Origin of the sequence: Streptomyces scabiei 87.22, assembly GCF_000091305.1 — a bacterium.
Taxonomy (GTDB): Bacteria; Actinomycetota; Actinomycetes; order Streptomycetales; family Streptomycetaceae; genus Streptomyces; species Streptomyces scabiei.
Genome location: NC_013929.1, coordinates 384087 through 397233, shown reverse-complemented (window position 1 = coordinate 397233; position 13147 = coordinate 384087). Strand labels below are relative to the sequence as shown.

Annotated in this window: 14 protein-coding genes; 5 read left to right on the top strand and 9 right to left on the bottom strand. The window is 68.8% G+C overall.

The window, feature by feature from the left end; translation table 11 throughout:
• Nucleotides 1-65: 65 nt before the first annotated feature.
• Nucleotides 66-917, top strand: a complete 852-nt coding sequence (locus tag SCAB_RS01610; protein WP_012998295.1) for an RCC1 domain-containing protein — start codon at nt 66-68, stop codon at nt 915-917.
• A 37-nt stretch (nt 918-954) separates the two neighbouring features.
• Here SCAB_RS01610 and SCAB_RS01605 read toward each other — a convergent pair whose 3' ends face one another.
• On the bottom strand, nt 955-3483 hold the full coding sequence (locus SCAB_RS01605) for a glycoside hydrolase family 32 protein (protein WP_012998294.1): 2529 nt from the start codon (nt 3481-3483) through the stop codon (nt 955-957).
• A 374-nt stretch (nt 3484-3857) separates the two neighbouring features.
• Between SCAB_RS01605 and SCAB_RS01600 the strand changes: the two genes are divergently transcribed.
• On the top strand, nt 3858-4502 hold the full coding sequence (locus SCAB_RS01600; RefSeq protein ID WP_012998293.1) for a dihydrofolate reductase family protein: 645 nt from the start codon (nt 3858-3860) through the stop codon (nt 4500-4502).
• Nucleotides 4503-4554: 52 nt separating this feature from the next.
• On the opposite strand, the gene SCAB_RS01595 is transcribed toward SCAB_RS01600, so the two are convergent.
• The 6 genes from SCAB_RS01595 to SCAB_RS01570 form a co-directional block, all read right to left on the bottom strand.
• On the bottom strand, nt 4555-5151 hold the full coding sequence (locus SCAB_RS01595; RefSeq protein WP_012998292.1) for a hypothetical protein: 597 nt from the start codon (nt 5149-5151) through the stop codon (nt 4555-4557).
• The gene (locus SCAB_RS01590; RefSeq protein WP_231884882.1) at nt 5148-5855 is read right to left on the bottom strand and encodes an RNA polymerase sigma factor; all 708 of its coding nucleotides are present in this window, start codon (nt 5853-5855) and stop codon (nt 5148-5150) included. The genes SCAB_RS01595 and SCAB_RS01590 overlap by 4 nt, the downstream gene beginning before the upstream one ends.
• Before the next feature lie 69 nt (nt 5856-5924).
• Nucleotides 5925-6590, bottom strand: coding sequence for a phosphotransferase (locus SCAB_RS01585; protein WP_037725012.1), 666 nt, complete (start codon nt 6588-6590; stop codon nt 5925-5927).
• 72 nt (nt 6591-6662) lie between these two features.
• The gene (locus tag SCAB_RS01580; protein WP_046774311.1) at nt 6663-7376 is read right to left on the bottom strand and encodes an adenylate kinase; all 714 of its coding nucleotides are present in this window, start codon (nt 7374-7376) and stop codon (nt 6663-6665) included.
• A 129-nt stretch (nt 7377-7505) separates the two neighbouring features.
• On the bottom strand, nt 7506-7982 hold the full coding sequence (locus SCAB_RS01575) for a hypothetical protein (RefSeq protein WP_041668823.1): 477 nt from the start codon (nt 7980-7982) through the stop codon (nt 7506-7508).
• A gap of 362 nt (nt 7983-8344) precedes the next feature.
• Entirely contained in the window at nt 8345-8710 is a 366-nt protein-coding gene (locus tag SCAB_RS01570; RefSeq protein ID WP_041668822.1) for a VOC family protein, read from the bottom strand.
• A 93-nt stretch (nt 8711-8803) separates the two neighbouring features.
• Between SCAB_RS01570 and SCAB_RS01565 the strand changes: the two genes are divergently transcribed.
• Nucleotides 8804-9769 (top strand): helix-turn-helix transcriptional regulator, encoded by a 966-nt coding sequence (locus tag SCAB_RS01565; RefSeq protein WP_012998286.1) that lies wholly within the window; start codon nt 8804-8806, stop codon nt 9767-9769.
• Here SCAB_RS01565 and SCAB_RS01560 read toward each other — a convergent pair.
• Complete coding sequence (locus tag SCAB_RS01560) at nt 9745-10425, bottom strand: NADPH-dependent F420 reductase (protein WP_037724809.1); 681 nt, start codon at nt 10423-10425, stop codon at nt 9745-9747. The genes SCAB_RS01565 and SCAB_RS01560 overlap by 25 nt on opposite strands.
• 114 nt (nt 10426-10539) lie before the next feature.
• Between SCAB_RS01560 and SCAB_RS01555 the strand changes: the two genes are divergently transcribed.
• Nucleotides 10540-10926, top strand: coding sequence for a winged helix-turn-helix transcriptional regulator (locus SCAB_RS01555; RefSeq protein ID WP_012998284.1), 387 nt, complete (start codon nt 10540-10542; stop codon nt 10924-10926).
• 134 nt (nt 10927-11060) lie between these two features.
• Here the strand turns inward: SCAB_RS01555 and SCAB_RS01550 are convergent, their stop codons facing one another.
• Entirely contained in the window at nt 11061-11975 is a 915-nt protein-coding gene (locus tag SCAB_RS01550) for an IS982 family transposase (protein ID WP_012998283.1), read from the bottom strand.
• 72 nt (nt 11976-12047) lie between these two features.
• On the opposite strand from SCAB_RS01550, the gene SCAB_RS01545 reads away from it, so the two are divergent.
• Complete coding sequence (locus SCAB_RS01545) at nt 12048-13040, top strand: aldo/keto reductase (RefSeq protein ID WP_037724829.1); 993 nt, start codon at nt 12048-12050, stop codon at nt 13038-13040.
• Nucleotides 13041-13147 lie beyond the last annotated feature (107 nt).

Sequence of the window (13147 nt, the reverse complement as noted above, 5' to 3'; positions counted from 1 at the left end):
TCGCAGGAGGCCGAGGGCGACCTGCAGCCACCTGGCAGCGCCCGCAACAGGACAGGGAGTCGGACATGTTCGCCCACGCGCAGGCACTGGCGGCCGGGAGGCGTCATTCGGTCGGACGGCGCTCGGACGGGACCGTTCTCGCCGTGGGCCATGACGCTGCCCGCGAATGCCGTGTCGAGGGGTGGAGCGACGTCGTCGCGGTGGCGGCCGGCAACGTGCATACGGCGAGGAACACGGGCAAGTCCCATACGGTGGCCCTCCGGTCGGACGGCACCGTGCTGGCGACGGGATGGAACGGCGACGGGCAGTGCGACGTCGCCGGATGGCGAGGTGTCACGGCGGTGGCCGCGGGCTGGCGGTACACGCTCGGCCTGCTCGCGACCGGCCGTGTGCTGGCGACCGGCCGGAACACGGAAGGACAGTGCGACGTGCGGTCCTGGCGAGAGACGGTTGCTCTTTCGTGCGGCGACTGGCATGCGGTCGGTCTCCGGTCGGACGGTTCCGCACAGGCCGCGGGCAACAATCGACGAGGTCAGTGCGCCGTCGCAGGCTGGCGTGACCTGACCGCCGTCGCGGCCGGGTACTGCCATACCGTCGGTCTCCGGGCCGACGGGCGGGCGGTGGCGACCGGAGACCGGACGACCGGTGCGTGCGAGGTCGAGGAGTGGCAGGACGTCGTCGGGCTCGACGCGGGCAGCCACCACACCGTCGGAGTCACCGCGTCCGGACGGGCCCTGGCCACGGGAGACAACAGCCATGGCCAGGGCGACGTCGGTGACTGGCGCGACATCGTCGCGGTGGCGGCCGGTTCGACACACACCCTCGGCCTGCGTACCGACGGCACAGTCGTGTCGACGGGAAACAACGCAGACGGACAGTGCGCCGTCGATACCTGGTCCGGTGTCCGGCTTCCATGAGCCTCCGCACCGCCCCCACCCCGACGTGATACCGGGATCAGTCGTGGGCGGAGTCGAGATGCCAGACCGTCGCCTTGTCCAGCTTCACCGAGCCGTTCTCGGCGAAGACCTGGACGCCCTGGCTGGCGGGGTCGGGGAAGATCTGGTCGGTGATCACGGCTTCACCACTGCCGCCGAAGACCTCCACGGAGGACCAGTCGACCAGTATCCGCAGCTTGATCTTGCCGTTCGCCGCCTTCATGGGCGCTGACTGGACGCCGGGGAAGGTGCCGTTGAAGTCCACGGCGCCGGAGCGGGTCCGGTCGACGTACAGCTCCTGGGTCGTGGTGTCGTAGCCGATGACGGTCTCCTCGCCCGCGGTGCCGGTGCGCACCTTCAGCCCGAATCGTTCGGCGTCCTTGAGGGAGAACGTCGCCTCGATGTCGAGTGCCTTGCCGTGGGCGGCCGGACCGATCAGCGCCTGCGAGGTGTTCGTCACGACCGTGGTGGCCGCGGTCGCCGGGGGGTCCTGACGCAGGGACTTCACACTGGTCACCGGCTCGCTGGTCAGCCGGACGCGGCCGTCCACGGTGCGCAGGGCCATCTGGCGGGGAATGCTCTGCGCCCCGCGCCAGGCGGTGGTGGGGGTGGCGCCGGCGTAGTCCCAGTTGCTCATCCAGCCGATCATGTGCCGCTTGCTCCCCGGGGCGTTCTCCCAGGACACGGCCGCGTAGTAGTCCTTGCCGTAGTCGGCCCAGCCGGCGCGCTGCAGTACGGAGAGGGCGGGGGCGTCGGCGGTGGTGAACTGGTCGGCGAGGATGTGCCCCCAGCCCCCGGTGTTGAGGTCGACGAGCTGGACCTGTGCCTTCTTGCCGCGGTAGGCGCGCATGTCGAAGGAGGCCCAGTCCAGCGTCTCGCTGTCGGATCCGGTGACGCTGCGGACGACTTGGCCGTCGACCACCAGATGGACGGCGGTCTCCTCGGAGCCGGGCCGGACCTGGGTGTCGGACAGCGTGATCTGGTCGGCGTTGATGTGGCCCCAGCGACCGGTGTTGTCGTCGACCACTCTGATCCGCGCCGTCCTGCCGGCGAGGTCACGCACGTCCCAGGAAGCCGCCTGGAGTGCTTCGGCGTCTCTTCCGGTGGCGCTGCGCACGACCTGGCCGTCGACGAGGAGTTCGAGGGCGGTGGGGTCGGCGGATCCGGCGGGATGATTGCCGCCGCCGATGAGGAAGTTGACGTAGCGCTTGTCGATGGTGAACTCGGGCGAGGTGAGGGTGCCGGTGGTGGCATCACCGTCGCGGAACGTGTTGACGAGGCCACTGCCCTGGAAGCCGGTGACCTGCTGCTGGCCGGAGAGGGTGCCGGTGGCCGGTGCCGGGCCGAAGGCGTCGCCGGTCGCCGTCCAGGCGCCGTAGGTGCCGCCCTCGAAGTCGGCGAGGGTTCTCCCGGGCAGGTGCGGGTGCCGGCCGCCGCCGACCTTGAAGTTCAGATACGGGCTGTCGACGGTGAAGGAGGGGGAGGTGAGGGTGCCGGTGGTGGCGTCCCCGGAGTGGAAGCTGTTGGCGAGGCCCTTGCCGGCGAAGCCGGTGACGGTCTGCTGCCCGTCGAGTGTTCCGGCTGCCGGTCCCGGGCCGAACGCGGTGCCCGTGGCCGTCCACGTACCGAAGCCGGTGTCCTCGAAGCCCTGCACGACGGTCCCGGCGGGCGGGGTGTAGGTACCGTCGTCCTCGGCGGTGAACTTCGTGCCGTCGAAGTCGCCGATGAAGTACTGCGCGGCCGAACCGCCCGCGATTCCACCGGGGTTGATGTTCACCACCAGCACCCACTTGGTGTTGCCCTTGTCACCGTCGACGGGGAGGGGGAACAGGTCGGGGCACTCCCATACGCCCCCTGTCGCACCGGTCGGGCCGAAGTCGCTGAGGCGGGTCCAGTCCTTGAGGTTCTTGGAGGAGTAGAACCGCACCTTGTGCTCGGCGGACAGCGACACCGTCATCAGCCAGCTCTGGGTGGGCGCGTACCACTGGACCTTGGGGTCGCGGAAGTCCTTCGAGCCGATGTCGATGACGGGATTGCCCTGGTACATGGTCCAGGTGCGGCCGAGGTCCGTGCTGTAGGCGAGCGCCTGTGACTGGATGCCGGTGGATTTGTCGTGCCTGGTGTAGATCGCCACCATGGGCGGGTTCTTCTTGGTGCCGAAGCCGGTGGTGTTGTTCTCGTCGACGACGGCGCTGCCGGAGAAGACCATCTCCTTGTCGTCGTGCGACAGGGCGAGCGGCAGCTCCTCCCAGTGCACGAGGTCCTTGCTCACGGCGTGTCCCCAGGACATGTCGCCCCACCCGTTGCCGCTCGGGTTGTACTGGTAGAAGAGGTGGTACTCGCCCTTGTAGTACACGAGGCCGTTGGGGTCGTTCATCCAGTTCTTCTCAGGAGTGAAGTGGAACTGGGGACGGTAGGTCTCGGCGTACGGCGCCGTGTCGGCCGCGCAGGCCTTGGGGACGAGCAGGGCGGCCGACAGCGCGCAGACGGCTGCCGCCGCTGCGGTCGTCCGCAGGCGGGCCCTTCTGCCTCCACGTGCAGAGCTCATGGTCTCTCCTGTGATCCGGGCTCCACGCGCCCCAGCCTGCGGCGGGCGGCCCGTGAAAATGTGACGCCTTGGTCCGCGGCTGAGATCCACACCGTCGACCAGGGATGTCAACGATGACTTGTGTCAACGATGACAGCGGGTGGCCCGATGATGAACGCCATCCGGCCGACGCGTCAACGGTTCGGACGGGATTGCCGGATGGCCCGGCACGGCCGGTCCGTCCGCCGGTCCGTCAGCCGGTCCGCCCGTCTGCGTGACCGTCAGCTCGGGGAGCCGGGGCGGCTCCGGACGGCTCGGGTCGGCGCGGCGATGAGTTTGCCGGTCCCCGCAGGTCTACGTTCTGACCGCGACGACCATCTCATCGGGAGCAAGCCATGGGCCTCATCCACATCGAACTGTTCGCGACCCTCGATCTCGTCGGGCAGGCGCCCGGCGGTCCCGACGAGGACCCGGCCGGGTTCCCGTTCGGCGGCTGGCAGGCACCCCTGCTGGACGAGGTCACCGGGGCACAGGTGGGTACCGCGTACCAGGACACGGATGCCCTTCTGCTCGGCCGGCGGACGTACGACATCTTCGCCGGTTACTGGCCGCACCAGAAGGGCGGCGAGGACGGGGAGATCGCCGACCTCTTCAACCGTGTCCCGAAGTACGTGGCCTCGCGCGGCAACCCCGATCTGTCGTGGGCCGGGTCCACGCGGCTCGGCCCGGATCTCGCCGCCGCGGTGCGGGAGATCCGGGACCGGCACGAGCACGTGAAGGTCGTCGGGAGCCTGGACCTGGTGCAGAGCCTCCTGCGCGAGAAGCTCTTCGACCGCCTCGACCTGTGGGTGCACCCGATCGTGCTCGGAGTCGGGAAGAAGGTGTTCGACGGCGGTGAGGTGCCCACGAACCTCACGCTCCTCGAACCTCCGGCAGCCGGCACCAAGGGCACTGTGTACCTGCGCTACGGCCTCGCCGGCGGCACGCCCGCCACGGGGGACATGAGCGCACCTGATCGCGGCGTCGGGAGCGCCGACTGAGACCGCCCCGCAGACCCCGTCGCGTACGAGAGCCCCGAGCCCGCGCCCGAGCTCAGAAGGCGTGGCGGAACCACCCCCGCGTCTCGTCCGTGGCCACGGTGGTGCCGCCGCAGATCGGGATGGTCCCGTTCTCGGCGGTCACCAGATAGTGCTCGCCCACCTGGAAGGAGACAGCCTCCGAGTTGGACTCGTCCTGGGTGAGGCGGACCGTGGTGGTGGAGCGGTCGGCGGGGGCACGGTACCAGTGGTCGACCTCAAGGCTTACGGCGTCGCCCTTCTTGGCGGTCACGGTGCCCTCGAAGGCGAGTTCGTTCTGGCGCAGGCTCTCGGAGGTGGGTGCGGCGCACTTCACCGCCGCCCCGCCGGGCTGCAGACGCAGGGTCATGGCGAGGTCGGGCTTGTCCAGCGTGTCGACGTCCGCGCCCTGCCCGGGGCCCCAGGCGATCCCGCCTCCCACCAGCAGCAGTGCCGCGAAAGCCAGGGCCGGGACGAGGAGTCGGCGCGGCGCCGGCTTCCCGGTTGTGACCGTCGTAGGGGTAGTCGTGTTCATCGTGGCCTCCACAAGACGGGGGACGTCAGGTCGCGGAGCCTTCGAGATCACTGCCGGGTCCATGGCCTTCAGCTGGGCCAGCAACTCGTCGTCGTTCACCGACTGCTCCTTCCTTTCCTGGTTCCGAATGTTCCGTACGCGGTTCCGTTTCCGTTTCCGGTTCCGGTTCCGGTTCGGATTCCGGTTCCTTCGTCCGTCTCATGTCCGGGGCGCGGCCCGGTCTTTCGCTCCAGTCGTGCCGCCAGTTTCTTCTTGGCCCGGTGCAGCCGGATGCTCACCGCGTTCGCGCTCAGCCCGGTGACCTCGGCGATCCGGCTCGGTGCCAGCTCCTCGTACGCCCACAGCAGGACGATCTCCCGGTCCAGCGGGCGGAGTTGGGCAAGGGCCGCGTGCAGGTCGGAGTGGTCGGCACCGGACCGCGCCACCTCGGTCGCGGTGCTCGCCGTACTCGCCGTCCACGTCAGGCGGTCCAGAAGGGAGCGTCTGCGGCGCTCCGCGCGGCGGGCGTTGGCGAGGCAGCCGCGGGCCACGCCGTAGCACCAGGGCAGTACGGCGTCGGGGTCAGGGACGTGTGCTGCCGGTACTTCCGGTTCCGTTTCCGATTCCGTTGCCGGTTGCAGGCCCGGTACGTCCTCGATCCGCCGCCACAGGACGAGCAGCGTGTCCGAGAGGACGTCGTCGACCTGGTCGGGGTCTGCCCGGCGCAGCAGGTAGCGGTGCAGGGGTTCGGCCGCGACGTGGGCCAGCGCCTCGAAGCGGGCCCGCTCGGCCTGCTGATCCCGGGCTGCCCTCTTTTCCTTCATGGATTCCACGCCCTGCCTTGTCCGGCACAGAGGGAATCCTTTCACCCGCGTGCGGACGGCACTGATGCCTCAGCCGGCGAGCAGGGCCCGCATCCACTGGTCTTCGCGTTGTTCGATGTACTCGGCGTCGTTTCGCCAGGCGTCGCCGTGGCCCTCGGCCCACAGTCGTGCCCAGGGTTGAACTCCTTGGGCTGCCGCGTCCGGGCTCTGCCAATCCGGATGCGCGGACAGCGGGATGAACCCGTGCATGGCATAGGCGACATCCCACAGGCGCGAGCCGGGACCGGCGGCGTCCCAGTCGATGAAGGCCCACCGCGCCTCGTCCGCGACGACAAGGTTCCAGGGGGCCAGGTCGTTGTGGGCGATGATGTCACTGCCCTCAGCGGGGATCAGTGTCTGCCATCGCGCTTCGGGCGGCGGCATGAAATCCTGCACGGCGTCGTGGAAGTGGCGGATCAGCCGTGCAACGCGCGCCAGTTGTCGAGCGGGTTCCATCAGCGAGAACCGGTCGGGCCAGACCACGTCTCCCGGCATGAAGGTCAGGACCTCGCGCCCCTGATCGTCAAGGCCGAGTGGGCGAGGCGCCGCGTCGAATCCCACCTCGTGCAGGTGGGTGAGCAGGGCATGCACAGCGGGAGTCCATGGTCCGGCTGGACGGCGAACCGTGTCCCCGACGCGAACGACACCATCACTGACGTTGCCGCCGGACAAGGGCTCTTCAGCATCGTGCCGCATCGAACCAGTGTGTCGGACCAGCCCGTCATGATTCACCCCATCAACGGGGCACGCCTTTCCGTGGGGCAGCCGTCAGGGACGGCTGCCCCGCATCCTCCCAGCGGAGGGGAGGGGCGACATGGGCGCGCGGGAGACATCACCCTGGCCGATCGCGACCAGCACGCGGTCCCGGACGTCCTGGACGTCGCCGAGGGCCGAGATCGTGGTCACCTGGCCCCTGGCTCGGTAGTGGTCGATGACTGGCGCCGTCTCGCGGCGGTACACCTCCAGGCGCAGACGTACAGTGCTCTCGCGGTCGTCGTCGCGCTGGTACAGCTCACCGCCGCAAACGTCGCAGACACCCGTCACCGCAGGGGGGTTGTACTCGACGTGGAAGATGTGTTCGCGGTCCTGACGGCACAACCGTCGGCCGGCGATACGCCTGACCACCTGGGCCTCGGGAATCTCCAGGGCGAGTACGGCATCCAGCCTCGCCCCCGAGTCGGCCAGGATGCCGTCCAGCGCCTCCGCCTGGGCAGGATTGCGAGGGAAGCCGTCCAGCAGGAAGCCGCGCTCGATGTCCGGCCGGGCCAGGCGCTCTTTGATCATTCCGATGGTGACGTCGTCCGGAGCAAGCAGGCCGGCGCGCAGGTGCGTGTGGGCGCTCTGCCCGAGCGCGGTGCCCTGGTCGATGTGCTCGCGGAACAGGTCACCGGTGGAGATGTGCTGGATCGACAGATGCGCGGCAAGGAGCACTGCCTGCGTACCCTTTCCGGCTCCGGGCGGCCCGATCAGGAGGACGCGCATCGATGAGACATCCCTTCGTCGAACGCGGGCATCAGATCATCTTCGGGACACAGGATCGCCCGGCATCGATGTCGTTTGTCAGATGCCTACAGTACGGCTTCGGCCTTGCGCCTTGCTTGTGCCTGTGCGTCAGTCCCACGAGTTGAACAGCAATCCGCCCAATGTGGTGATGCCGTACGAGCGAACCTCACGCCATTCGCCAGGCGTGAGGACCGACGTGTCGATGGCCGAGAACGGGAGAGTGAGCTGCGCGCGATCAAGCACGGTAAACCCCTGGTCGGCAAAGGACCGGGCCCATGGTGGCGGTGAGAGGAACTGCTCGGTGTACCAGTCCCGGCGTTCCTGAGCGCAGGCGATCCAGGGATGGTGGGCGTGACACAGGACGACGCACTCGGCTGTACCTACGATGACGGACGACATGTGGAACGTACGGGGATAGGCCCGCTCCTCCGTCTCGCCCACACGGCCTCGGGCCGCCCGGGCGGCTGCGAACAGAGCCGCCCGGAACATCCGCTGGTCGGTTTCCGGTGGCGGCCCGTCCCTCGGCAGGAACATTCCCGTGGCGCCTCGCGGCAGTGTGAACGCTGCGTCCTTGTGCACGCTCATGAGGCTATATCTCTTTCCTGCCATGCCCCACGGTCTGCGCTTTCCGCTTATGCAGGCCGGCAATTCACTGGTGGTATTTCCGAACCGGCGCAGCGCCCCCTCGGCGTGCTCCGGCCGGGCCGCCGTCCGTCGGAATTGCTGAGGCTCGCCCATGACACGCTCGTGCGCTGGTCGTGCCGCGCTCCGGGCAGGGCCTTGCACGCATGGCCGGCGAGGTAGAGGGAGAGACTCGAATTCCGTCCCGGTCGGGACAGGCGAGGGATCCGTGAGCACCTCCTCGGAGAACTCCTTTCCCCCGGCGGCGACGGAACAACGGCAGGCGCGGCACGTAGCGTGCGCGCCTGCCGCATGGGGGTGGCCTGTCAGCCCTTCAGCGCCACGCGAAGAAGGTTGCCGTCAGGATCAGCCGCGAGGAAGGTCAGCCCGAACCCCAGATCATGAGGCTCGCGCAGGACCGTGATGTCCTTGGACTGCCACTGCTTGAAGATGGCGTTGACCTCGTCCGGTCCGCCGTCGAGGGACAGGCACACCTCGCCGGTGCGCGGGACGTCCGGTGAAAGGTCCTCGAACTGGCCGGACCACAGACCGAGTTCAGCGCCCGGCCCGAGGTCGAAGGTGATGTATCCCGGCGTCGCGAACGAGGGGCTCTTGCCGAGGAGGTCGCCGTAGAAGCGAGCCGCGGCGGGAGCGTCGTTCACGTAGACGATGGATACGACGGATGTGGTCATGGTTGTTCCTTCTCGCAGGTGGTGGGTACGCATCCACCAGCCTGGCCGGGATATGCGCCACATCCTGTCGCAATTCCTGGAAAAATTCAGGGAGTGACCCCAGACCGTTTCTTCTCCCTGATGCTGCTCCTCGCATCGAGGGACGCCGTGACCACACAGGAACTCGCCTCGGCGCTCGGGGTGTCCCTTCGCACCATCACCCGGGATCTGAACTGGCTCCGCGACGCCGGTCTGCCGGTGACCGCACAACGGGGCCGCCTCGGAGGCGTGACCATGCTGCCCGGGTCCGGGGTCGACCTCACGCGACTCACGCCGGGCGAGCGTGATCATCTGTCCCTCATCGGGCTGGACGAGAAGCAGCGTGCGGAGCTCGACGCCTCCGCCGAGAGCGAGCGCGCGCTCTCCAAGATCGCCGCTGCGCGGTCACGTCGAGCCGATGAGCTCCTGCCGCTCACCGACGTGGTGCACGTGGACAGCCGGCCCTGGCTCCAGGCACATACGGCCGGCCCGACGCCGGCATCGCTGATCGGCGCGGTGCGGCGGGGCCGCCGGCTACGGATCGCGTACGACAGCCCACGGGAGCCAGGCCCGCGCGACCTGGTCGTGGATCCCTACGGGCTGCTCGCCAAGGCCGGCATCTGGTACCTCGTCGCCGACCGCGCCCGAACGCCACGGATGTATCGACTCGAACGGATCACGACGTGGAAGGAAGTCGACCAGCCACGACGGATCCGCGAGAGCCAGACCCTGGCCACGGTCGCTGCAGCGCTTCTTGAACAGTGGGAACGCAATCATGGGGTAGAGGTCAGCGCCACCGTCGACCGGACGCAGATCGAGCGGGCGCAACGGATCTTCGGCCAACGACTCGTCCGGGACGAGCAGGAAGAATCCGCCGCCGGCCACAAGGTGACGATCCGCTTCCTGCATCTGGGGGACGTGCGGACGCTGCTGCCGTTCGGGAGCACCATCACCGTCCACGGCCCCGCCGAAGCCAGGGCTCACCTCAGCGACCTCGCGACCCGACTTGCCGCCCACTACGCACCACCTCCAGCCTCCTGATCTTCCCGGCGGCCCGGTCCGGCCGCGTAGGCCAAGGGCGGTGCGATCGCCTGCGCGTCCGCTCCCTCGCCGACCCACAGGGCGATGAACAGCGCGGCGGTCGCCTCAAGGAGACCCGCACGTTCGAGACCACCGGCGGCCAGGGGTTCACAGCCCATGTCCCGCACCAACTCGGCTACACACATCAGGGCCGTCTCATCGTTCCCGCTGATGGGCACGGCGAGCGGCCGCCCGTCGAAGACGGGTGGCCGCATGCGCCACACGTCCTCGTGGCAGAGGTTGAAAGCCTTGACCACATGGGCGCCCGGAGCCGCCGCGGCCAGGTGCTGCGCGGCCGAGGGGCCTCCTTGCGTCAACAGCCGGAAGCCCGGCCCGATCGGATTGGAACAGTCGACCAGCACCTTTCCCTCCAGCGCCACGTTCAGGTCCCGCGCCACCTCCGCTCCCACCCCGAACGGCAGCGCGGCCAGCACCACCTGACCGGTTGCGGCCGTCGCCCGCAGACCGGCCGGCGTCGCGCCGCCTCCGATGCGCTTCGCGAGCCGCTCCGCCTTGTGTGCGTCCCGCCCGCCGATGATCACCTCGTGACCGGCCCGCACCCAGGGGGTGGCGAGCGCTTCGGCCATGTTGCCCGTGCCCAGTACGCCGATTCTCATCACGCGGTCCCTCTCCCTTGCCTGCGTCGACTACCTGCGTCGACTACCTGCGTCGACTACCTGCGTCTACCGTTTCCATCGACGCTAGAAGGCGGTTCAGGCACCATGTGGTAAGTGACCGACGACGTCTTCCTCGCCGACTGCCGCGCCCGCCTCGGCTTCGACCTGCTCTCCAACACCTGGAACGCCGTGGTGCTCTGGGCGCTGCGCGACGGCCCCCGGCGCCCGGTCGAACTGACGGAGCGGATCGGGGGCATCAGCTCCAAGGTCCTCACCGAGACCCTGCGGCGACTGCAGTTCAACGGACTGGTGGCCCGGCAGGTGCGCGCAGACGCACCGTCACGAGTCGAGTACCAACTCACCGATCTGGGACGCACGTTGCTCGCGCCCATCGGCGCCGTCGGCGTGTGGGCCTTCGAGAACGGCGACGACGTCATGGCCGCACAGGAAGCGTCGTGCACGCCCGGCACGCCCGCCTCGGAGTCCCCTCCCACGCGCTGAACGCTGTCAGCAGAGTGAGCGGCAGTGGCTGTCGAGTGGCCGGGATGTGTTCCTGTCGTGCGGGGCTCAAGAGCCTCTTGCCTAGAGCACACTCCACGCGACTAGATGAATGAGTCCAAGGGGTGTCGTTGCGGTCAGTGATCGTAGGCGGTGAGTGACCGTTTGATCGGCTGTCCGGTCTTGTCGTTGTGCCAGATCGCCGCTGTGAGCGCGAGGATCCGGCACAGGACGCGGGCCGCCACCCCTGCCGGGCTCTTGCCGCCGTGTCGTTCCAGGTCGAGCTGGGCCTTGAGGGTCTGGTTGATCGACTCGATGACCTGCCGCAGCGGCTTGAACAGGTGTGCCCCGGCCCGTTCGGCCTCTCCCTTGCGGGCCGGCCGCAGCAACTCAAGGTGACGCTCGGCCAGGTCGTGCTCGAACTCGCGGCCGTAGTAGTTCTTGTCCCCGATGATCGTCTGGCCGGGGCGGGCCGCTGTGACATCGGGCGCGGTGTCGAGCATGTCGCGCAGTGTCTCGCGCTCGTCGGCCTTCGCACCGGTGAGGGCGAACAGGACCGGCAGCCCGCCAAGCGTGCATACCAGATGCAGCCGCAGTCCCCAGAAGTACCGTGAGTGCGACGCGCAGTAGCCGTACTGGGCCCAGCCCGCCAGGTCCGAGCGTTTGGCCGTCTCGCGGGAGCATCCGCAGCCGACCGGGGTGGAGTCGACCAGCCACACGTCATCGCTCCACAGCGAGGTGTCCCGGGCGAGGATCCGGATCATGCTGGTGAGCAGCGAGGAAGCGGCGCGCAGCCGCTTGCTGTAGCCGGACTGCTGGGGCACGTAAGGGAAGAGGCGACCGAAGTCCTTCCCCACACGGCGCAGCCAGCGCCGCTCGGAGGTGTAACCGAGCAGCGCCGACATGACCGCGAGGGTGACCAGTTCGGCGTCACTGAGCGTGGGCGCGATCCCGACGACGGGCCGGTACGGGGCCAGCCACGGCGAAGCCTTCAACTCGTCGTCGATTCGGGCATAGAGTGCCGTTGCGAGGGTGTCCAGGTCTGTCTTCACACACTGACATTGGACGCCCTCGTCCTATGTTCGCAGGCCAACCCTTGGACTCATTCATCTAGCGTGCAGTCCATGGAGTACACGCAGCTCGGACGCACGGGTCTCAAGGTCAGCCGGCTGGTCCTCGGTACGATGAACTTCGGTCCGCAGACGGACGAAGCGGACAGTCACGTGATCATGGACGCCGCGCTGGACGCGGGCATCAATTTCTTCGACACGGCGAACGTGTACGGCTGGGGCGACGACAAGGGCCGTACCGAGAGCATCATCGGCAACTGGTTCGCGAAGGGCGGCGACCGCCGCGACAAGGTGGTCCTCGCCACCAAGGTGTACGGCAACATGGGCACGGAGGACGCTGCCTGGCCCAACCACGACAAGCTGTCCGCGCTGAACATCCGGCGGGCCGTCGACGCCAGCCTCAAGCGGCTGCGCACGGACCACATCGACCTCTACCAGTTCCACCACGTCGACCGGGACACCCCCTTCGAGGAGATCTGGCAGGCCGTCGACGTCCTGGTCCAGCAGGGGAAGATCCTCTACGCGGGGTCCTCCAACTTCCCCGGCTACAAGATCGCTCAGGCCAACGAGACCGCCGCCCGCCGCGGCGGCACCATAGGTCTGGTGAGCGAGCAGTGCCTCTACAACCTCTACGAGCGCCGCGCCGAGATGGAGGTCATCCCGGCCGCCCAGGAGTACGGGCTCGGGGTCATCCCCTGGTCACCGCTGCACGGCGGTGCGCTCGGCGGCGTGCTGAAGAAGATGGTCGAGGGCGGCCGGCGCAGCGAGGGGCGCGACGCGGGTGCCATGTCGGGCCCCGAGGTCCGCGCGAAGATCCAGGCATATGAGGACCTGCTCGACAAGCACGGGCTGGAGCCCGGCGAGGCCGCCCTGGCCTGGCTTCTCACCCGTCCCGGCGTCACGGGGCCGATCGTCGGCCCCCGTACGTCGGAGCAGCTCGCATCCGCTGTGCGTGCCGTCGAGTTGGAACTGAGCGAAGAGGTGCTGGACGGCCTGGACGAGATCTTCCCGGGACCGGGGCCCTCTCCGGAGGCCTTCGCCTGGTAGCAGTCGCGTGCGCGGTGCCGCGGATCGCGTTCGCCCGCGGTCGCCGTCACCAGGGCCCCCGCCCTGCCACGGGCCCTGGTGACGGCCGCGCCCGCCCGGCTCGACCC